The sequence below is a fragment of the Vreelandella nanhaiensis genome, assembly GCF_003990185.1.
Taxonomy (GTDB): Bacteria; Pseudomonadota; Gammaproteobacteria; order Pseudomonadales; family Halomonadaceae; genus Vreelandella; species Vreelandella nanhaiensis.
The window spans coordinates 197,930-217,503 of sequence record NZ_RZHF01000016.1 but is presented as its reverse complement, the minus strand read 5'-3'; the positions used below and the strand labels follow the sequence as shown (position 1 = coordinate 217,503).

Genomic DNA, 19,574 nt, shown 5'->3' with positions numbered 1-19,574 from the left:
GAACTCAGCCATGCAGTTAAATAAAATTCCCGCTACGGTCGTGACTGGTTTTCTGGGCAGCGGCAAGACCACCTTGCTTGCCAATATTCTGCGTCAGATTACCGGTAAGCGGATTGCGGTTATCGTCAACGAGTTCGGCGAGCAGGATATCGATTCAAGCCTGCTGCGTAGCTGTGCACTTGATTGTGAGGAGGGCGAGCAAGTCGCCTCCGGTGAAGACGGCAGTATTTATGAGCTGGCCAATGGCTGTATCTGCTGCACGGTAGAAGAAGAGTTTCTACCGGTGATGAAAAAGCTGGTTGAGCGGCGTGATGATATTGACCACATCCTGATTGAAACCAGCGGGCTAGCCTTGCCAAAGCCGCTGGTGCAGGCGTTTAACTGGCCAGAAGTACGTCAACACTGCACCGTGGATGCGATTATTACCGTGATCGATGGACCTGCCGTAGCCGCTGGCCGGTTTGCCAATGACGAAGAAAAAGTCGCCGCCCAGCGCTTGGCCGACGACAGCCTTGATCACGACCCCAGCCTGCGCGAGCTGCTGGATGACCAGCTAAGCGCCGCGGATTTAGTGCTGGTCAGCAAAACCGACCTGCTTAACGCCGACGAAAAAGCCCGTGTTGAAGCGCTGGTGCAAGCGCGGGTGCCCGCATCGGTGAAAACGCTGTTTATTGACCAGACGCTGGCCACCGACACGGCTCAGCTGGAAGCCTTGATGGGCATTGGTGCGGCAAGTGAAGAGCATATCGACAAGATTACCAACCATCACGACAAGCACCATGCCGAAGGCGCCCACCACGATCACGCCCACGATAACTTCGACTCCTGCGTAATTACGCTGGGTGAAGTCGATGGCGATGAGCTGGCGGCAAAGCTTCAACATCTGCTGAAAACCCAAGAGATCTATCGCGCCAAGGGCTTTGCGGCCATTCCGGGTAAACCCATGCGCCGGGTTATTCAGGCCGTAGGTGAGCGCCTGGACGGCTATTTTGACCGTTTATGGCGCCAGGACGAGCTGCGCCAGACTCAGCTGGTGATTATCGGTAAAACGCTTGATCGCGATGAGATTCATGCAGCGCTCGCCAGCGCTGAGCGGTTGGTAAACGCCTAATGCATCTTTTCGCCGCCAAACCGGGGGGCTTTGTTGATGATGAAGGCATCATCGACCTGCAGCAAAGCCCCGCTGAGGTTGTGATTATGTCCGCCGCTGACAGTAATTTGTCGGCGTTGGCTCAGGCGGTTGATCGCTTGGGCGATGACTACCCCTCGGTGCGACTGGCGAACTGGATGAACCTGGTGAAACCGGCGGCCTTTGATCTTTACGAAGGCCGCGTGCTGGAAAAGGCCCGCGTGGTGGTGGTATCACTGCTGGGCGGCAAGGGGTACTGGCAGTACGGCTACGAGCGGCTTCTGGCCTGGGCCGCAGCGCAACCCGAGCGCCAGCTGATTCTGGTACCCGGCTGCGACGCCCCGGACGATGCCCTGCTAGAAGACTCCAGCATTGCCTTTAACGATGCCTACCGCGTATGGCGCTACTTGCGCGAAGGTGGCGTGGATAACGCCGAGCAGCTGCTGCGGTTTATCGGAAGCGAGTGCCTGGCGCATGAGTATTCGTGGCAAGAGCCTAAAGTGATTCCGGCGGCGGTGATTTACGCACCCCAAGCGAACGGCCAGCAGGCAGTCAGCCTAAGTGAGTGGCGCGAGCAGCGTGTTGCAGAGCGCCCGGTGTGCCTGCTGCTGTTTTATCGCAGCCACCTGCAAGGCGCGAATACCGCTGTGCTCGACGGCATGATCGACGCGCTTAAAGCCGAAGGACTTGAGCCGTTAGCCGTTGCGGTGGCCTCACTCAAAGAAGGCCCCTGCATTGCGTTTGCCAATCACCTCATCGAGCAAACCGGCGCCATGCTGGTGGTCAATACCACCAGCTTCTCGGTAAACCGCACGGCTGATAAAGCCAATGCCACAGATGAGCTGGGCAGCAACCTGCAGGAAAGCCTTTTTGTGGGGCGGCCCGTGGTGCTACAGGCGATACTCGCCAGCAGCACCTTGGATGACTGGCAGGGAATGGCTGCCGGGCTGCATAGCCGCGATGTCGCCATGCAGGTGGTGCTGCCCGAAATGGACGGGCGGATTATCACCCGGGCCGTTGGGTTTAAAGCCGAAGCGCACTACAACGCTCGTGCCCAGCTCTCAGTCACGCACCACACGCTGCACCCCGAACGTGCCTCCTTTGTGGCCAAACTGGCCCGGCGGTTTTGCGCGCTGCGTCAAACGCCCAATGCTCAAAAGCGCATCGCGCTAATTATGGCCAACTATCCCAATCGCGATGGGCGTATCGGTAACGGGGTGGGACTGGATACACCGGCCTCTACGCTGCAAATTTTAAATGCCATGCAGAATGCCGGTTATCCGATAAGCGAATTGCCTGAAAGCGGCGATGAGCTGATTCGTCAGCTTCAGGACGCAGTCACCAACGATCATGACAGCCTGGATCAGCGTGCCTGCTGGCAAAGTATCAGTGTTGACGACTATCTGGCCTGGTTTCAAACCCTGCCCGCCGCGCTTCAAAAAACGATATGGACGCGCTGGGGCGCGCCTCAAAACGATCCCAAGTGCCGCCAGGGGCGGCTGATGATCTCAGGTATTCGCTTGGGCGAAACCTTTGTAGGCATCCAGCCCGAGCGCGACTTTATTGATGACCTTACCCAGTCCTACCACGATATGGAGCTGGCGCCGCCGCATAGTTACCTGGCGTTCTACCTCTGGCTACGTGAGCACTATCAGGTCGAGGCGGTGATTCACGTGGGCAAACACGGCAATCTGGAGTGGCTGCCGGGCAAAAGCACCGCGCTAAGCGCCGAGTGCTGGCCGGATATCGCGCTGGGGCCGTTGCCGCATTTCTATCCGTTTATCGTCAATGACCCCGGTGAAGGCGCCCAGGCCAAGCGCAGAAGCCAAGCGGTAATTATCGACCACCTGATGCCACCGCTGGCGCGCGCCGAACTCTACGGCCCCATGGCCGAGCTTGAAGCGCTTACCGATGAGTATTATCAGGCGCTGGATATGGACCCTAAGCGCGAGGCGCTGATTCGCGAGCAAATATTAGCCCACCTGAGGGCAACCGGCATCGACCAGGAGCTTGCTCACGCGGTGGATAGCAGCTGTGACAGCGAAATTCTCAACGAGCTGGATACATTCCTGTGCGATATCAAGGAAGCCCAGATTCGCCACGGCCTGCATGTGCTGGGTGAGCTTCCGCCCGAGGAAAAACGCGCGGCCACGCTGGTCGCGCTGCTAAGGCTGCCGCGTGGCGAAACCGTGGCAAGCCGGGGCCTCCTGCATAATCTTGCCGCCGATCTGGCGCTGGATGAACACTTCGACCCGCTGGCGGCGGGTAGCGAGCCTTGGCTTGGCCCTAAACCGGCCGTGCTAGCAGGCAAACTAACCGCTGCCTGGCGAACCGGCGCCGATACCCGAGAGCGGCTGGAGCTTCTCGCCGAGGAGCTGGTGGCCAACTACGTATTGGCCCAAGGCAATCTGGCAACGCTGGCCCGAGATTACCCCGCCACGGCCGAACAGCTTAAATTTGCCCGCGAGCAGCTGTGGGCCGCTATGCAGCAGGGCGTGAAAATGGAGATTGGCTCGCTGCTGGATGGGTTAGAAGGGATTTTCGTACCCGCCGGGCCCAGCGGCGCGCCCAGCCGGGGGCGGCTGGATACGCTGCCCACCGGGCGCAACTTCTTTAGCGTGGACAATCGCTCGATCCCATCGCCTGCTGCTTGGACGTTGGGCGAAAAATCCGCCCAGGCGTTTGTCGAGCGTTACCTGCAGGATAATGGCGACTACCCGCGCCGCTTGGGACTCTCCATCTGGGGTACCGCGACTATGCGCACCGGCGGCGACGATATTGCCCAGGCCTTTGCACTGATGGGCGTGCGGCCCAAATGGTCGCTGGGTTCTCAGCGGGTGATCGATTTTGAAGTGATCCCTTCAATGCTTCTTAACCGCCCACGGGTGGATGTCACGCTGCGGGTATCCGGATTCTTTCGCGATGCCTTCCCCAACGTGATTCGCCTGTTTGATGCCGCAGTGCAAGCGGTTGCCAACTATGCCGAGCCGGGGGATAGCAATACCATTCGTGCCGCCGTGCTTGAACGCAAGCGAACCCTTGAAGCGCAGGGGTTAAGTTCCGAAATGGCCGCTCAGGAAGCGAGCTACCGTATTTTTGGCAGCAAACCCGGCGAGTATGGCGCGGGCCTGAACCGGTTGATTGAAAACCGTAGCTGGGGCGATGCCGATGATCTGGCCGAGGCCTACCTGGGCACCGGTGCCTACGCTTACGGGCAGTTTAAGGAGTCGGGCACTGCCGCACGCGGCGCCTTTGAGCAGCAGATCAAAGGGCTGGATGCGGTGATGCAGAGTCAGGATAACCGCGAGCACGATATTCTCGATTCCAACAGCTATTACGCCTTTCAGGGAGGTATGGCCAACGCCGCTCGCGCGCTAAGCGGGCAGGCGCCGGTGATCTATCACGCTGATCATGCCAACCCCGCCGTACCCAAAATTCGCACGCTGAAAGAGGAGTTGGCTCGGGTAATTCGCTCGCGGGTGCTCAACCCCAAGTGGATCAACGCTATGCGTGAACACGGCTACAAGGGCGCGTTTGAGATGGCCGCCACAGTGGATTACCTGTTTGCTTACGATGCCACGACTGACCTGGTCGCGGATTATCAGTACGCCCAGGTGAGCGAAGCGCTGGTGTTGGATAAGGCCAACCAGCAGTTTTTACGTGACCATAACCCGGCAGCGCTGGAAGAAATGGCCGAGCGGCTACTGGAAGCCGCCCAGCGCGGTATGTGGCAGGAACCCGGCGAGCACGGCGACGTGCTGCAAGACCTGCTGCTGGAAATGGACGAAGCCAGGGAAACCGGCAGTCTATGAGCACTGGCCCACTGACTAAAGGCTGGTGCCCCGGTGCCTGGCGGCCCATGGAAACCGGCGATGGCTGGCTTGTGCGCGTGCGCCCGCCGCTAGGCCAGCTTTCCAAAGCGCAGGTAGTCGCTCTATGTGATGCAGCGGAAACCTATGGCAACGGACTGATTGAGCTAACCAGCCGGGCCAATATTCAGCTGCGTGGCGTTACGGAAACCACGTGGCCACCGCTAATGGATTTTTTGGTCGCACACGAATTGGTCAGCCCGGATCCGACCATTGAGCAGCAGCCCCAGTGTCTGCTGGCGCCCGGCTGGCAGGCGGGCGATGACACGCATCAACTCGCCTGCTTGTTACTGGCGCGAGGCAGCGAACTGGCTACGATGCCCAGCAAAGTTGGTATTGCCATTGATGCTGGTGAATTAGCGGTGTTGGGTGATACGTCCGCTGATTTTCGAGTTGAGCGTTCAATAGACGGCAGTCTGATAGTGCGCGCCGAAGGCCATGCCTGCGGCACGCCGGTGGGCTCTATTGAGGCTGCCGTTGAGCATTTAATACGCCTGACGCACTGGTTTGTGGAAAGTGGCGGAAATGACGTCGGGCGGATGCGACGGCATAAAGTGCCGCTTCCCGCGTGGTCACCTGCTAAAATGCGCCCCGCGGTAAGTGCGGGTGAAATGCCAAGCGCGGCGCTGGCGCTTGGAGAACACCAAGCGGGCATGGTTTATGGGCTGCCGTTTGGTCGCGCAGCCGCTACTGCGTTGCGGGCAGTTGTTACGCCTGCGCCGGTGAGCCATGTACGCGTAACGCCGTGGCGGCGTTTATGGGTCAAGGGCGCAAGCGGGCCGGTTGAAGGATTAATCAATGATAACCAGGATACGCGTTTATTGATGGATGCCTGCCCCGGCGCGCCTTACTGCGCTCAGGCAAACGTTGCCACCCAACCGCTCGCCAGGCGGTTGGTGCCCGAAGTTAAAAGACATAGCGTTCATATATCCGGCTGCGCCAAGGGGTGCGCCCGCCGTTCATCGGCCGACGTATGCCTGGTCGGTCAGGCAGGCCGATTTAATCTTATTGTTAAGGGTGGTGCGCAGAGCACGCCCGTTAAGACAGGCCTCAGCGAGACTGAGGTCGTCGAATATTTGGAGAGTTTGGGTGCCCTATAAGTACGAAACAAGCGGCCCGGCGATTTACCGGGAATCCTTCGCGATTATCCGCAGCGAGGCCGACCTTGCGCGCTTTTCTGCCGAGGAAGAGACCGTTGCGGTGCGCATGATTCACGCCGCCGGGCTGGTGGAGCTTGCCGCGCATATCCATTTTCAAAATGACGCGGTCAATAAGGCACGTTCAGCACTCGAACGCGGCGCGCCGATTCTTTGCGATGCGCGCATGGTCTCTGAAGGCATCACCCGCAAGCGCCTACCGGCCAATAACGAGATCATTTGCACCCTGAACGATGAGCGCACGCCACACCTCGCTCAAGAAATGGCCAATACCCGCTCGGCCGCAGCGCTTGAATTATGGCGCCCGCACCTGGAAGGCGCCGTGGTGGCAATTGGCAACGCGCCCACCGCGCTGTTTCATCTTTTGAACATGCTGGAAGACCCAAACTGCCCGCGCCCGGCAGCGGTGATTGGCTGCCCGGTAGGTTTTGTAGGGGCCGCCGAATCCAAGGAAGCGCTCTGGGCGACGCCTGAAATTCCCAGCTGCATCGTACGTGGCCGTTTGGGCGGCAGTGCGGTAACGGTCGCGGCCATCAACGCCATGGCGGACCGCGTCGAATGACACAGGCATCCACACAGGGCACTGTTTACGGCGTTGGCCTGGGGCCGGGCAGCCAGGACTTGATGAGCGTGCGTGCCGACCGGCTGATTCGTGGCGCCACACATATCGCCTATTTTCGTAAGAAGGGCCGCAAGGGTCATGCGCGCAGCATTGTTGAGGGGCTAATCGCACCCGGCGCCATCGAGCTGCCCATGGAGTACCCGGTCACCACGGAGATCCCTTTTGAAGACCCGCAGTACAACGCGTTGCTCTCAGAGTTTTACTCGCGATGCGTGACCCAACTGATCGAGATAGCCAACGCCGGTTGCAACGTGGTCGTACTCTGCGAGGGCGACCCCTTCTTCTATGGCTCGTTTATGCACCTCTACACGCGGCTGCTGAACCAGGTGCCAGTGTCCGTAGTGCCGGGGATTACCGGCATGTCGGCCGCCTGGACGGCTACCGGACAGCCCATCACCTGGGGCGACGATATTCTCACCGTGCTAATGGGCACGCTGCCCGAAGAGATGCTCGCTCAGCATATCGCTGATACCGACGCGCTGGTGGTCATGAAGATTGGGCGTAACCTGAAAAAGCTGCGCCGGGCGCTTAAACAGGCGGGCCGGGAAGATCAGGCGTGGCTGATCGAGTACGCCGCCATGGAACAGCAGCGCGTGCTGCCGCTTGTGGAGGTTGGCGAGAGCGTGCCTTACTTCTCGATTGTGCTGATTCACGGCAACGGGAGGCGCCCATGAACGGCTGGCTTAAAATCGTCGGCTTGGGGCCGGGGGCGGAGGCGATGATTACCCCCGAAGTGTCCGCCGCGCTTTCGGATGCCACCGACGTTGTGGGTTACGTGCCTTACGTTAACCGTGTAGCGCCGCGCTCAGGCCTGGTGCGCCACGGCTCAGACAACCGTGAAGAGATTCGCCGGGCCGAGCAGGCCCTGAAACTGGCACTTGAAGGCCACCGAGTCGTGGTGGTTTCCTCCGGCGACCCCGGTGTATTTGCCATGGCATCCGCGGTGTTTGAAGCGCTGGAAGCGGGCGATGCCGCGTGGCGAACGCTGGATATTCAGGTGCTGCCGGGGATTTCTGCGATGCTCGCGGCCAGCGCCCGAGCGGGCGCACCGCTGGGGCACGACTTCTGCTGCATCAATTTATCCGACAACTTAAAGCCCTGGGCGCTGATCGAAAAACGTCTGCGCCTAGCAGTTGAAGCCGATTTCGCCATGGCGTTTTATAACCCGCGCTCCAAGTCACGCCCGGTAGGGTTTGAACGCACCTTGGAAGTGCTGCGCGAAGCGTGTGAGCCTGAACGGTTGATCATCTTCGCCCGGGCGGTTTCAACGCCTGAAGAGTCGATCCGCGTAACGGCATTAAAAGATGCCACGCCGGAGATGGCGGATATGCGCACGCTGGTGATCGTCGGCTCCCGGCAAACGCGGTTGATTGATCGAGATGGCGAGCCGCTGGTTTATACGCCGCGTTCAGCCTCGTGAATCATTAAGCCAGGCCAGCACCTCATTAACGCTATACACTTCATGGCGAGCGGGCAGCGCCGGGCGGTCAATCATGATGACTGGCACGCCGAGCGCGCGGGCGGCGTCAAGCTTGGAACTGGCACCTTCGCCGCCGGCGTTTTTGCACACGATGTGCTCGATACGCTGGGTTTTAAGCAGCGCTAAATCGCCTTCCAGGGTAAACGGGCCTCTATCCACCGTGGTGGTGAAGTGGGCAAGCGGCGGCGGGGCGGTCGGCTGGTCGACCAAACGAAGCACATAGTGGTGTTGAGGCTGCGAAGAAAACGCGGCCAGGTGCATGCGGCCAATAGCGAGCAGCACGCGCTGGGGCGGGCCCTCAAGGGCGCTAACCGCCTCTTCAATACTCGTCACATGTTGCCAGTTATCATGAGTAGTGGGCACCCAGACAGGGCGCGTCAGGGCAATCGCCGGTACGCCGGTTTGCAGGGCGGCGGCCAGCACATTGCGGCTCATCTGGGAGGCAAACGGGTGGGTTGCATCAATAATATGGGTGATGTTTTGTTGAGTGATAAAGGCCGCCAAACCCTCGGCGCCGCCAAAACCGCCCACGCGGGTGGGCAGCGGCTGCGCTTTAGGTGCTTTAACGCGGCCCGCATAGCTGAACATGGCCGGAATGCCGCGCTGGCTAACGGCGCAGGCCAGCGCGCTGGCCTCACTCGTACCCCCAAGAATCAGGACGTTTATCATGGCTGAGGTTAACAAGGCTCCGTGGCTCACACTATTAGGTTGGGGGGAGAGTGGCACAGCGGGCCTGACAGCGGCAAGCCGCGAGCAGCTTGAACGTGCCGAGATCGTGTTTGGCGCTCGCCGCCACCTGCGCCTGCTTCCCCCGTTAAATGCGGATATTCGCGAGTGGCCGGTACCGTTTGCTGACGGCATTCCCGCACTTCTCAACGAGCGCGGCCGCCGAGTGGTCATGCTGGTCTCCGGCGACCCGTTCTGGTTTGGGGCGGGCACCAGCCTTGCGCGCCACCTGGAAGCCAGCGAATGGGTCGCCGTGCCATCGCCCTCGACCTTTAGCCTGGCGGCGGCCCGCTTGGGCTGGGGGCTTGAGCGCTGCACCTGCCTGGGCCTGCACGCCAAACCGCTCACCCGCATTCGGCCTTACCTGCAAAGCGGCCGGCGCTTGCTGGTGCTGTTGCGCGATGGTGCCGCCGTGGCTGAATTGGCTTCGCTGGTTAACAAATTCGGCTTTGCGGATTCTCAACTAAACGTGTTGGAAGCCCTGGGCGGTGCAGAGGAGCGCATCCGCACGCTGCGTATGGATGACGCGCTACCCGACGATATCGCCCACCCGGTGGCGGTGGGCATTGAAGTCGCCGGCAACGGCCCCGCGCTTCCCTTAACGTTCGGCTTGGCCGATAGCTTTATTGAGCACGACGGGCAGATCACCAAGCAGGCCGTGCGCAGCCTGACGCTTTGCGCACTTGCCCCCCGGCCAGGCGAGCGGCTGTGGGATATCGGTACTGGCTCTGGCTCCATTGCCATCGAGTGGCTGCTGGCCCACCCGGATAACCAGGCCACCGGCTTTGAGCAGCACCCGGAGCGCGCCGCGCGGGCACGACGTAATGCGGAAAACCTGGGGGTTGATTGGTTGGAGATAAGCGAAGGCCGCGCCCCGGAGGTGCTTGAGAATGCACCGCTGCCCGATGCGGTGTTTATCGGCGGCGGGCTTTCCCAAGCGCTTCTGGATCTTTTATGGCAGCGCCTGCCTCGCGGCACGCGAGTAGTGGCCAACGCGGTCACGCTGGAATCCGAAGCGTTGCTGGCGCACTGGCAGCAACAGGCGGGGGGGGAACTGCTGCGCCTGGAGCTGGCCCACGCAGCACCAATGGGCACGCGCCGGGGCTGGAAGGCCAGCTACCCAATTGTGCAGTGGCGTGGCGTTCGATGACTAAGCAAACAGTGGCTAGGCAGGCGTTGAAAGTCACAGGCTTTGGCTTTCGCCAGCAGGCAACGCTTGAGTCGCTCGAACAGGTGTTGGATCAGTTGATTGCCCAGTACGGCCCTATCGACCGGTTGGCAGCGGCTCGCAGTATGCTGCCACTGGTTGAAGCGCTGGGCAGCGCCCGCAACATCCCTGTAATAAGCGTAGCGGATGCAGAGTTGGCAAGCGTTACCACGCTGACTCACTCCGCCTACAGCCTGCGCGAAAAAGGCACCGGCAGTGTGGCAGAAGCCGTGGCGTTTCTGGCCGCGGGTAGCGGGGCGCGGCTTCTAGGCCCGCGCACGGTTTCAGACGATAGAAAGGCCACGGCCGCGTTGGCAACCACAGCGGCGCAAGGAGTTGGATTATGACAGTTCATTTTATTGGTGCAGGCCCCGGCGCGCCGGATCTTTTGACGCTGCGCGGGCGTGATTTAATTGCCGCCTGCCCGGTTTGCTTGTATGCAGGGTCGCTCGTCCCCGAAGAAATTCTCAAGCACTGCCCGAAAGGCGCGCGCATTATCAACACCGCGCCGCTGTCACTTGATGAAATTATGCAGGAAATTCAAACCGCCAACGCCGCAGGGCAGGACGTCGCCCGGCTTCACTCCGGCGATTTATCAGTGTGGTCCGCCATGGGCGAACAGCTGCGCCGCCTGCGCGAGCTTGGTATTCCTTACAGCGTCACCCCCGGCGTGCCTTCCTTCGCCGCGGCGGCGGCAACGCTTGGCCAGGAGCTCACGCTACCTGGCGTGGCGCAATCCGTGGTGCTGACCCGCACGCCGGGCCGCGCCAGCGCAATGCCGGAAGGTGAAACGCTTGCCAACTTCGCCCGCACGGGCGCCACACTTGCTATTCATCTCTCCATTCACAACCTGGCCCAGGTGGTGGAAAGCCTGACGCCCCATTACGGCGAAGAGTGCCCAGTGGCGATTGTATGGCGGGCCAGCTGGCCGGACGAGCACGTGCTGCGCGGGCGCTTATCCACGGTGGAATCGCTGATCGACCACACGCTCCAGCGCACGGCGCTGATTCTGGTGGGGCCGGTACTCGAATCCGAAGATTTCCAGGAAAGCAGCCTGTACGCGGTAGGCTACGACCGCCGCTTTCGTCCCCAGTCCGCCGACTCGCCGTTTGCCAGCAGCACGGATGAAGAGGGCGGCGCATGATCACGCTCTCGCTGATCGGCATTGGCACCGGCAACGTTGACCACGTAACGCTCGCGGCAGTGCACGCACTCAACGAGGCGGAGGTGATTCTGCTACCCCGCAAGGGCGAGGCGAAATCAGACCTTATCGACCTGCGCCGCGTACTGTGTGAGCAGCTGCTTAATGACACGGCCAGCACACGCATCGTCGAGTTCGATTTACCCACCCGCGATGCCGAGCGCCAATACCTAAACGCGGTAGACGAGTGGCATAACGCCATTGCCAGCGTGTGGGCAGAGCTGATGGATAAGCACCTGCCGGGCGGCGGCCGCGTCGGTATGCTGGTATGGGGCGACCCCTCGCTTTACGACAGCAGCCTGCGCATCGCCAAGCGCCTGACGGACAGCGGCCGCGCCGTTGAGGTCAAGGTGGTGCCCGGCATCACCAGCCTGCAAGTGCTCACCGCCGAGCATAAAATCCCGCTTAATGCGCTCGCCGAACCCATCCAAATCACCACCGGTCGCCGCCTGCGCGAACGCGGCTGGCCTGAAGACGCCGCAACGGTAGCCGTAATGCTCGATAGCGGCGGGGCGTTTACCACGCTGCCGCAAGATGACACCTACATCTGGTGGGGTGCGTACCTGGGCATGGATAAGCAATGCTTGATCAAAGGATCGCTAAGCGAGGTGAGTGATGAGATCATCCAACGCCGAGCGGCGCTGCGTGAAACGCACGGCTGGATTATGGATATCTACCTACTTGCCAAACAGCCGCTCATCTAGCGCCGGTATTAAGTTGGAATATTTTTCCATAAAATGGCGCTACCGAGTTACCTGATAGTCAGCATTCAAGGAGCAAGCCATGAGCTTTTACGTCTACCTTTCCGGCGAGATCCACACCGACTGGCGCGACGAAATTCAGCGCGGCGCAGAAGCCGCAGGCCTGGATATCGTCTTCACTGCCCCAGTTACCGACCACGACGCCAGTGACGCCGCCGGCGATCACCTGGGCGAGCAGAGCAACCAGTTCTGGCGCGACCACCAATCCTCCAAGGTCAACGCCATCCGCACCCGCACGTTGATCGAGCAAAGCGATTTGGTCGTCGTGCGTTTTGGCGACAAGTACAAGCAGTGGAACGCTGCGTTTGATGCAGGTTACTGCTCCGCGTTGGCCAAGCCCTACATCACCCTGCATAGTGAAGATATCGTTCACCCGCTCAAGGAAGTGGATGCTGGCGCCCAGGCATGGTGCACCACTACCGAACAGGTCGTTGAAACCCTCAAGTACGTGCTGAAAGCATAACGCAAGCCACCACTTTGCAGGCCAACTCGGCCTGCCCCTCCTTTCCTTAGGACTGCTAAAGGCTGGTTTTGTCGGAGCCCGCTTTAGCGCGCGAAAGATTCCGCCTCAATAATCATCACCCCGTAGCGCGGCGTAACGATTTGGCGAGGCGCGAGCCAATGAGGCACCCGCGAAGGGCAGCACTAGCTGCCCCGATCTCGCCACAGCTAACAGAACTAGCACAGAATCTAGCTGTAGCCAATCTCGTTTAACTTACTCCTAAAATACTTTTCTCATGAGTCCTAAATGGGTCTACGACCTATTGCTGACCGCTGTCATGAAATTACCACGTGACCAAAGGTAAATTTGTAAATAGAGTATAATTGAAACAGGCAAAACGAGCGGGCACGCGAATAATGAATATGCTGCCTGATAGTTTACCGAAACTATATAAAATAGTTAATTATGATTTATATGCAGTCTGTATAATATCAAGGAATGTGCTGACGCGATTATTGATGTTATGTGGCTGGGCGTATCATCACTGTTATGACTGAAGGAGGACATGTTGAGCGAGTACTTCGAAATCGCATATGCAGCTGCAACAAATAGATTGTGCCTGTTTACTGGTACTGGGTTTTCTAAAGCTATCTCTGATAATGAAGCTCCAAGTTGGCAAGGATTATTGGAAGAGTTATGTGACCTATTGCCTAATTCAGAAGAAATCAAGGAATCTCTATTTCCTGAAAATAAGTCAGCGCAACTTAGTTTAGAGGAGGCTGCTCAGGTCATCTCAATCAAGCTTTCCGCAATTGGTAAAAATATTCATGAAGAGATAGCCGGGTTAATAGGGGAAGTAGACCTTGATGATGAAATAGAAGAAATCGAAGAGTTTTTCTCTAGTAGATCTTTTAGGGTTATCACTACTAATTATGACAAGCTGGCTGAAAAGCTGACAGGTGAGAATAGCTGTCAATCGATTACACCTGGAAAACCTATACCTAGGTCCTCTGCTAATGTAAAAATTTACCATGTACATGGTTCAGTCGACTCCCCTGAGAACATGGTAGTTACATCTGAAGACTATTTCAGATTTATAAACGGCGATTCTTATTTTTCAAGAAAGTTGAGTACGGTACTACACGAAAATACGGTAGTAATTTTGGGCTACTCACTTGGTGATACTAACTTAAAGGCAATAATTAGTGATTACAAAGGTTTTTCTAAGAGCCATGTGATTGGTTCAAATATTTTTTTAGTTTCTAGGTCTGCTGTAGATCAACACGTAAAAGATTACTATTCACACTGCTATGGTATTCGAGTTATCGATGAAGTTAATACAGATAGGTTCTTTCAAGAATTAAATGATAAGATACCAAAGGTATCTGGAATCGCAGAGCGTTCACTGAAGAGTATTAGGAAAGTTATGAATGACGGCTTTCATTTTAAAGAAGCCTTTTTAAAGTTAGATGACTCATTCTACAGAATCATTTCTTCGCTATCGGCTGAAGGGCTGAGCCTAAATGATGCAAGAGTTGTTGAAATGCTGGGTGAAGTTGTTGAGTCAAAGAGAGAGCTAACTTTAGAACATAACGCTTGGGAACAATACGAGCACCTTGCAGGTTGGTTGGTGTACCTTGCATCAATAATGGAGATTCAAGGGACTTCAATTGAAGAACAGTTTTTAAAAGCAACTCTTCGGTCAATGACTACGATGCGAAAAGAGTATTACATAGGATATTCTTGGCATGCTTATAAGGTTTGGAAAAAGCGTTGGCCAACAGTTGTTGCATCCAATCGCGCATTGATAAAAAGGCACATAGAAGATAATACCAGCTGGTCGGATGCTTTATCACTTGTAAACAGTATTGAGTCATAATAAGCGCATGTTATCGGACTAGTTTTCCGCTGCGCTCCAAACCAGCAGCGAATACGGGCGTTAATTCTTCTCAACGAATTAAAAAGGAGTTTAAATGTCAATTTCAACAATAAGCAGTTCTATAACAAGAATTCAAAAGGAAATAGCAGACCTTCACCACAAGATCAGCTTGGAAACAAAGAAAGAGAGTGGCTTGGGTAATCAAATTGGACAGATAAACCGAAGCATTACTAAAAGCACACCGGCATCTACTTTGAAAAGCAAAGCTGCTGAAGTTGAACGAAAAAATAGTGAAATAGCTAAAGTTCAGGTTAAAAAATCTGATTTTTATAAGAAGCTATCAGATAAAGAAGGTCAGTTATTAAAGTTAAAGCAAGACCTTCTAAAAGAAGAAGAGCGGGAGAGAAAAAAGCAGGCGGCTATAGATGACCGAGAAAGGAAAAAAATAGTAGATTTGGAAAAAAGGCAGCAAAGAGAACAGCTAGCTTATCAAAGGCAACTTCAGGATGAGGTTCGAAGAACAATTGAAATGGCTTCTAAAGCTCAAAGCCATGTCAGTGTTTTCAATGATTTGCCTGATACGGAGTATGACCTTTTCATATCTCATGCGTCAGAAGATAAAGAAGAATTCGTTCGACCGCTGGCTGAAACTCTCGAGAATATGGGTGTTAAAGTTTGGTATGATGAATTTACATTGAAAGTGGGTGATAGTTTACGGAAAAGTATTGATCACGGTCTGGTTAAGTCTAAATTTGGCACAGTGATCCTTTCTGCTGCTTTTTGTTCAAAGAACTGGACGCAGTATGAATTGGACTCAATGATTGCTAGAGAGATGAATGGGCATAAGATGATATTGCCGATATGGCACAAAATTTCTAAGGATGAAGTTATTAAATTCAGCCCAGCACTTGCTGATAAAGTGGCATTAAATACATCTATAAGTAGCATTCAAGAAATCGCTGGGGAGCTTTCTGAGGTTATCCTTGGTGCTAAGGATTAATAAAGCATTTCAGCAGACAAACCGCTGAATGCCGCGTTATAAAATAGCGAGTTTAAAAAATGACCCTATCAGGCAGCTGCCTCTGCGGCGGCATCCAATACGAAATAACCGGCCCACTTACCGACGTCTACCATTGCCACTGCTCAATGTGCCGAAAGCTTCACGCGGCCGCGTTTCGAACCTGCGCAAAAGTGCAGGCCAGTGACTGGCGAACAGTGAAAGGCGAAGCGCTGCTTAAAACGTTTGAGTCATCGCCGGGGGAGTTCAAGGTGTTCTGCTCGACCTGCGGGTCCAGCATTCATACCCGGTTCACGGAAAAGCCGGAGGTTTACGCGCTTCCGCTCGGCACTCTCGATACCGACCCCGGTGTACGTCCAAACCGCCATGTATTCGTGGGCAACAAGGCGCCGTGGTTCGAGATTACCGACGATTTGCCCCAGTTCACCGAAAATGGCTGAGGCAGTGTTGCTCGCGCTCGATACCATTTTCAAAGCCTAGCCATTACTCTATGAACCCAGCTTACCCAAGGCGATCCATCGATCTTATGACGAGAAAAATACTAGGCTTGAAAATCAAAAGGCAGCAAGAGGCCAAGCCCGCCGACGAAGTTGGAGATCAATTTCCGGATGACCCCGAAAAACGCTTTTTAAATGGCATCGCCATCCATCCTTCCCCCCGCATTCACCTGGAGCCTGGTTCCACCCAGCGCAGTGTGCGGGCGATGGATTTGATCACGCCCATTGGGATGGGGCAGCGCGGGCTGATCGTCGCACCGCCAGGCTCCGGTAAAACGACGCTGTTGAAACATATCTGCCAGGCCGTGGCCGAGGCGCACCCGGAAATAAAACTGTATGCCTTGCTGATCGATGAGCGTCCTGAAGAAGTGACGGATTTTAAGCGCAGTGTGTCGGCAGAGGTACATGCGTCGTCGTCAGACGCAAGCTACACCCATCATGTGCAAATGGCCGATAAGCTTCTTGAGACAGCGCGTAGGCAAGCCGGCGAAGGCCACGATGTGATGATCGTGATCGATTCGCTCACAAGGCTCGCGCGCGTTCATAACGCCGAGCAGCGGGGCAATGGCCGTACCATGTCCGGCGGGCTGGATAGCCGCGCGATGGAAATACCGCGAAAACTGTTTGGTGCCGCGCGAAAGATCGAAAACGGTGGGTCGCTCACGATTCTGGCTACCGTGCTGGTGGATACGGGAAGCCGTATGGATCAGGTGATATTCGAGGAGTTCAAGGGCACGGGCAATATGGAAATCGTGCTGTCACGCGACGTGGCCAATCAGCGGATTTTCCCGGCCATCGATATCGCCAAGAGCAGCACCCGCCGAGAAGAGCTTTTGATCGATGCTAAGGAGATCGAAAAAGTTCGCACACTGCGTCGCGCATTGACACAGCTCAAACCCATCGAAGGGGCGCAGAAGCTGTTTGAGCTATTGGAGAAATACCCGACCAATGCCGAGCTGCTGGATGCATTTTCACCCGCCGAGTAGTGAGAGAGCTCTGCTGGCCCGGGTGCTACCCATCGGTTGATAAACAGCTCGAATAGCAAAGCCATTAGAGAAGCCCACCGTTCGTTTATTCAGGCGGTGGGCTTCTCTGGAGTATTAACGTTTGCTTTTCTTTACGTGGTTCAAGTGTGAAACGGGTACTGCCTTCTGAACCGGGAAGCCCTCAATTTCCTTGCGCTCGATAATACTATTTAAGCGTTTTTCAATGGCGCAAAGGTTCTTGAAGTCACTGATATCGACCAGGGAGATGGCTTCACCCGTGGCGCCCGCACGGCCGGTTCGGCCAATACGGTGGATGTACTCTTCTGCCGGAAAGGGTAAATCGTAATTCACCACACGGCTCAGCTCCCCAATATCCAGGCCGCGCGCGGCAACGCCCGTGGCCACCAGGTACTTGAGTTCGCCGGATTTGAACTGACTCAATACCTGTTCGCGCATCGCCTGGCTTCTGCCGCCATGGATGGAATCCGCGGTGATGCCGCGCTTTTCCAGTTGGGCAACCAGCTTGGCCGCACTGTGTTTTTTCTCGACGAAAATCAGCGCCTGATCCCACTCATTCTCGTTGATCAAGTGGCTCAGCAGGGCGGACTTGGTGTCCTTATCGACCGTGATGAGCCATTGCTTGATGCTGGCAGCGGCGCGAACGTTAGGAGAAATGGAGATGTCCGCCGCCAGCTCGGCCTTCTTGCTGTCGGAAAAGTCAAAAGCCAGCGCCCGAACCTCATTGGTCATGGTGGCCGTGAACAGCAGGTTCTGACGTTTTTCCGGCAGGCGCACGAGGATCTTGTGAATGTCATCGACAAAGCCCATGTCGACCATTCTGTCCGCTTCGTCCAGCACCATGGCTTCAAGTTCATCGAAGTGCACCGCGCGCTGATGCGCCAAGTCCAGCAGCCTGCCTGGCGTGGCGACGAGAATATCGATCCCTTCGATCAAGCGCTCTTTTTGCGGTGCGGTATCCACGCCCCCGTACGCGGCCATGGACGTTAAATTCAGGTGTTTAGCGTATTGCGCTACGCTCGCTTCAACCTGAACCGCCAGCTCACGGGTCGGCACCAGAATCAGCGCACGGATGCGTTTGCCGCGTAGTTCGCCTGCTGTACTGAAGCGTTCCAGCAGCGGCAGAACGAAGGCCCCGGTTTTGCCCGTTCCGGTCTGGGCGGTGGCGACCAGGTCCTTGCCCGAGAGAATGACAGGAATCGCTTGTTCCTGGATGGGCGTGGGCGTGGTGTAGCCTAGTTCGGTAATCGCTTGAACCAGAGGACTGGATAAGCCTAGTTTTGCAAAGGGCATGGGAAGCTCTGACAGGGTGTCGTAAGGTGTGTCGAAAAGAAAAAGTGATGCAGTATAGCGTAAAAGCAGCCGTTCGTTGCTCGAATAGTACAATTGACTTGATAGTACTGAATGGCGATTTATGTAATAAACTTAAATCATTCATTACAATAAATTTTAAGTAATTTTTTATAGTGCTTTTTATAATCTTATTTGTTCATTCTGAGTGCCGTGTTGTGGGTCATGACCCAGTTTTATTAAATAGTTTTTTATGGAAGCAAATAAAGTATTTAAGCCAATATAAATAGATTTTTTATAGGCTATAAACGAGCAGTCTCCTCTGCCTGATCCAAAAGCACCGGTCCGCTACCCAGCTCAGCCAGTTGATCATCCGGGTTATAAAGAGGGCAACTGGTCATACTCAAACACCCACAACCAATACACCCGCTCAGGTTGTTGCGTAGTGTTTGCAGGTAGGCAATGCGGCCATCCAACATACGCTGCCAGTTTTTGGATAGTTGCTGCCAGTCTTCTACCGTGGGCGTGCGGTTATTGGGCAGTGACTCAAAAGCTATTTTGATCTCGTCCAGGCTGACGCCCACTTTTTGCGCGGCTTTGATCACTGAAATGCGCCTTAGCACTTCCGGTTTATAGCGGCGTTGGTTGCCTGCATTACGTGAGCTTTGAATCAGCCCTTGCTGCTCATAGAAGTGCAGGGCGCTGATATTAATGCCGCAGCGCTTAGCCACCTTGCCGACACTCCAATTTGCCTCGGCCATCCTTGCTCCTGTTTTTATCTGGGTTTAAAAAAAGCTTTACCTCAACTCAGGTTGAGGTTTTATCCTTTTCTCCGAACCCACGCAAGGAGAACAACATGTATTTAGAGCACGTTAATCTGGTTGTTGCAGATATGGATGCCATGCTGGATTTTTACCGCGCCGCTTTCCCACATTGGCGGATACGCGATGAGGGGCATGGCGAGTGGTATGGCAAACCGCGCAAATGGGTGCACTTTGGTGATGACCGGCATTACTTGGCATTAAGCGACCATGGCGAAGGGCAGAACCGTGCTTTGGAAGGCCATAGTGTTGGTTTGGCTCACTTTGCCTACGTGACCGATAACCTGGATGCCGTGGTGGCTAGGTTGAATAACGCGGGCTTTGCTGTTGCCAAACCGGGTGCCACCGAGCCGTTTCGTAAAAACGTTTACTTCGTTGACCCGGCCGGGTTTGAGGTGGAGTTTGTTGAGTATCTCAGTGATATACCGGCTGAGCGTAATTTAAATCGAGATGCGCTGTAGCCAGTAGTGG

At 55.9% G+C, this 19,574-nt stretch carries 19 protein-coding genes; 16 read left to right on the top strand and 3 right to left on the bottom strand.

What is annotated here, in order from left to right; translation table 11 throughout:
• The first annotated feature begins 10 nt into the window (after positions 1-10).
• From cobW to cobJ, 6 genes are read left to right on the top strand one after another with little or no spacing between them, the layout of a single operon-like run.
• The gene (gene cobW, locus ELY38_RS13305) at positions 11-1,111 is read left to right on the top strand and encodes a cobalamin biosynthesis protein CobW (protein ID WP_127062762.1); all 1,101 of its coding nucleotides are present in this window, start codon (positions 11-13) and stop codon (positions 1,109-1,111) included.
• Positions 1,111-4,941 carry a cobaltochelatase subunit CobN gene (gene cobN, locus ELY38_RS13300; protein WP_127062761.1) on the top strand — a complete coding sequence of 1,277 codons (3,831 nt, stop codon included), beginning with the start codon at positions 1,111-1,113 and terminating at the stop codon, positions 4,939-4,941. Before cobW ends, cobN begins: the two co-directional genes overlap by 1 nt.
• A complete protein-coding gene (locus tag ELY38_RS13295) occupies positions 4,938-6,098 on the top strand; it encodes a cobalamin biosynthesis protein CobG (RefSeq protein WP_127062760.1) in 1,161 nt (386 codons plus the stop codon). Before cobN ends, ELY38_RS13295 begins: the two co-directional genes overlap by 4 nt.
• Entirely contained in the window at positions 6,088-6,717 is a 630-nt protein-coding gene (locus ELY38_RS13290) for a precorrin-8X methylmutase (RefSeq protein WP_127062759.1), read from the top strand. Before ELY38_RS13295 ends, ELY38_RS13290 begins: the two co-directional genes overlap by 11 nt.
• Positions 6,714-7,451, top strand: a complete 738-nt coding sequence (locus ELY38_RS13285; RefSeq protein ID WP_127062758.1) for a precorrin-2 C(20)-methyltransferase — start codon at positions 6,714-6,716, stop codon at positions 7,449-7,451. The genes ELY38_RS13290 and ELY38_RS13285 overlap by 4 nt, the downstream gene beginning before the upstream one ends.
• Entirely contained in the window at positions 7,448-8,197 is a 750-nt protein-coding gene (cobJ, locus tag ELY38_RS13280) for a precorrin-3B C(17)-methyltransferase (RefSeq protein ID WP_127062757.1), read from the top strand. The genes ELY38_RS13285 and cobJ overlap by 4 nt, the downstream gene beginning before the upstream one ends.
• On the opposite strand, the gene ELY38_RS13275 is transcribed toward cobJ, so the two are convergent.
• Positions 8,186-8,926 (bottom strand): cobalt-precorrin-6A reductase, encoded by a 741-nt coding sequence (locus tag ELY38_RS13275; protein WP_127062869.1) that lies wholly within the window; start codon positions 8,924-8,926, stop codon positions 8,186-8,188. The two genes, cobJ and ELY38_RS13275, sit on opposite strands and share 12 nt — an antisense overlap.
• Here ELY38_RS13275 and cbiE point away from each other — a divergent pair.
• From cbiE to rho, 9 genes are all read left to right on the top strand, one after another.
• Complete coding sequence (cbiE, locus tag ELY38_RS13270; RefSeq protein WP_127062756.1) at positions 8,925-10,133, top strand: precorrin-6y C5,15-methyltransferase (decarboxylating) subunit CbiE; 1,209 nt, start codon at positions 8,925-8,927, stop codon at positions 10,131-10,133. The two genes, ELY38_RS13275 and cbiE, sit on opposite strands and share 2 nt — an antisense overlap.
• Entirely contained in the window at positions 10,130-10,537 is a 408-nt protein-coding gene (locus ELY38_RS13265) for a cobalamin biosynthesis protein (protein ID WP_127062755.1), read from the top strand. The genes cbiE and ELY38_RS13265 overlap by 4 nt, the downstream gene beginning before the upstream one ends.
• Positions 10,534-11,334, top strand: a complete 801-nt coding sequence (gene cobM, locus ELY38_RS13260; RefSeq protein ID WP_127062754.1) for a precorrin-4 C(11)-methyltransferase — start codon at positions 10,534-10,536, stop codon at positions 11,332-11,334. Before ELY38_RS13265 ends, cobM begins: the two co-directional genes overlap by 4 nt.
• On the top strand, positions 11,331-12,095 hold the full coding sequence (gene cobF / locus ELY38_RS13255) for a precorrin-6A synthase (deacetylating) (RefSeq protein WP_127062753.1): 765 nt from the start codon (positions 11,331-11,333) through the stop codon (positions 12,093-12,095). Before cobM ends, cobF begins: the two co-directional genes overlap by 4 nt.
• 79 nt (positions 12,096-12,174) lie before the next feature.
• The gene (locus tag ELY38_RS13250; protein ID WP_127062752.1) at positions 12,175-12,615 is read left to right on the top strand and encodes a YtoQ family protein; all 441 of its coding nucleotides are present in this window, start codon (positions 12,175-12,177) and stop codon (positions 12,613-12,615) included.
• 547 nt (positions 12,616-13,162) lie between these two features.
• Entirely contained in the window at positions 13,163-14,473 is a 1,311-nt protein-coding gene (locus ELY38_RS13245) for an SIR2 family NAD-dependent protein deacylase (protein ID WP_127062868.1), read from the top strand.
• A gap of 94 nt (positions 14,474-14,567) precedes the next feature.
• Complete coding sequence (locus ELY38_RS13240) at positions 14,568-15,473, top strand: toll/interleukin-1 receptor domain-containing protein (RefSeq protein ID WP_127062751.1); 906 nt, start codon at positions 14,568-14,570, stop codon at positions 15,471-15,473.
• A 59-nt stretch (positions 15,474-15,532) separates the two neighbouring features.
• Complete coding sequence (locus ELY38_RS13235; protein ID WP_127062750.1) at positions 15,533-15,931, top strand: GFA family protein; 399 nt, start codon at positions 15,533-15,535, stop codon at positions 15,929-15,931.
• An 86-nt stretch (positions 15,932-16,017) separates the two neighbouring features.
• Positions 16,018-16,974 carry a transcription termination factor Rho gene (rho, locus tag ELY38_RS13230; protein WP_127062749.1) on the top strand — a complete coding sequence of 319 codons (957 nt, stop codon included), beginning with the start codon at positions 16,018-16,020 and terminating at the stop codon, positions 16,972-16,974.
• 114 nt (positions 16,975-17,088) lie between these two features.
• Here rho and ELY38_RS13225 read toward each other — a convergent pair whose 3' ends face one another.
• Both ELY38_RS13225 and soxR read right to left on the bottom strand, forming a co-directional pair.
• Positions 17,089-18,285 (bottom strand): DEAD/DEAH box helicase, encoded by a 1,197-nt coding sequence (locus ELY38_RS13225; RefSeq protein ID WP_127062748.1) that lies wholly within the window; start codon positions 18,283-18,285, stop codon positions 17,089-17,091.
• Between the two features lie 299 nt (positions 18,286-18,584).
• Positions 18,585-19,043, bottom strand: coding sequence for a redox-sensitive transcriptional activator SoxR (gene soxR, locus ELY38_RS13220; RefSeq protein WP_127062747.1), 459 nt, complete (start codon positions 19,041-19,043; stop codon positions 18,585-18,587).
• 95 nt (positions 19,044-19,138) lie between these two features.
• Between soxR and ELY38_RS13215 the strand changes: the two genes are divergently transcribed.
• Positions 19,139-19,564: a VOC family protein gene (locus ELY38_RS13215; protein WP_127062746.1), complete on the top strand. Its 426-nt coding sequence runs from the start codon at positions 19,139-19,141 to the stop codon at positions 19,562-19,564.
• The last annotated feature ends 10 nt before the right edge of the window (positions 19,565-19,574 follow it).

Bases quoted from the DNA above. Each gene is read 5' to 3' on its own strand.
- cobW (WP_127062762.1), top strand. From the start codon at position 11: ATGCAGTTAAATAAAATTCCCGCTACGGTCGTGACTGGTTTTCTGGGC.
- cobN (WP_127062761.1), top strand. From the start codon at position 1,111: ATGCATCTTTTCGCCGCCAAACCGGGGGGCTTTGTTGATGATGAAGGC.
- ELY38_RS13295 (WP_127062760.1), top strand. From the start codon at position 4,938: ATGAGCACTGGCCCACTGACTAAAGGCTGGTGCCCCGGTGCCTGGCGG.
- ELY38_RS13285 (WP_127062758.1), top strand. From the start codon at position 6,714: ATGACACAGGCATCCACACAGGGCACTGTTTACGGCGTTGGCCTGGGG.
- cobJ (WP_127062757.1), top strand. From the start codon at position 7,448: ATGAACGGCTGGCTTAAAATCGTCGGCTTGGGGCCGGGGGCGGAGGCG.
- cbiE (WP_127062756.1), top strand. From the start codon at position 8,925: ATGGCTGAGGTTAACAAGGCTCCGTGGCTCACACTATTAGGTTGGGGG.
- ELY38_RS13275 (WP_127062869.1), bottom strand. From the start codon at position 8,926: ATGATAAACGTCCTGATTCTTGGGGGTACGAGTGAGGCCAGCGCGCTG.
- ELY38_RS13265 (WP_127062755.1), top strand. From the start codon at position 10,130: ATGACTAAGCAAACAGTGGCTAGGCAGGCGTTGAAAGTCACAGGCTTT.
- cobM (WP_127062754.1), top strand. From the start codon at position 10,534: ATGACAGTTCATTTTATTGGTGCAGGCCCCGGCGCGCCGGATCTTTTG.
- cobF (WP_127062753.1), top strand. From the start codon at position 11,331: ATGATCACGCTCTCGCTGATCGGCATTGGCACCGGCAACGTTGACCAC.
- ELY38_RS13250 (WP_127062752.1), top strand. From the start codon at position 12,175: ATGAGCTTTTACGTCTACCTTTCCGGCGAGATCCACACCGACTGGCGC.
- ELY38_RS13240 (WP_127062751.1), top strand. From the start codon at position 14,568: ATGTCAATTTCAACAATAAGCAGTTCTATAACAAGAATTCAAAAGGAA.
- ELY38_RS13235 (WP_127062750.1), top strand. From the start codon at position 15,533: ATGACCCTATCAGGCAGCTGCCTCTGCGGCGGCATCCAATACGAAATA.
- rho (WP_127062749.1), top strand. From the start codon at position 16,018: ATGACGAGAAAAATACTAGGCTTGAAAATCAAAAGGCAGCAAGAGGCC.
- ELY38_RS13225 (WP_127062748.1), bottom strand. From the start codon at position 18,285: ATGCCCTTTGCAAAACTAGGCTTATCCAGTCCTCTGGTTCAAGCGATT.
- soxR (WP_127062747.1), bottom strand. From the start codon at position 19,043: ATGGCCGAGGCAAATTGGAGTGTCGGCAAGGTGGCTAAGCGCTGCGGC.
- ELY38_RS13215 (WP_127062746.1), top strand. From the start codon at position 19,139: ATGTATTTAGAGCACGTTAATCTGGTTGTTGCAGATATGGATGCCATG.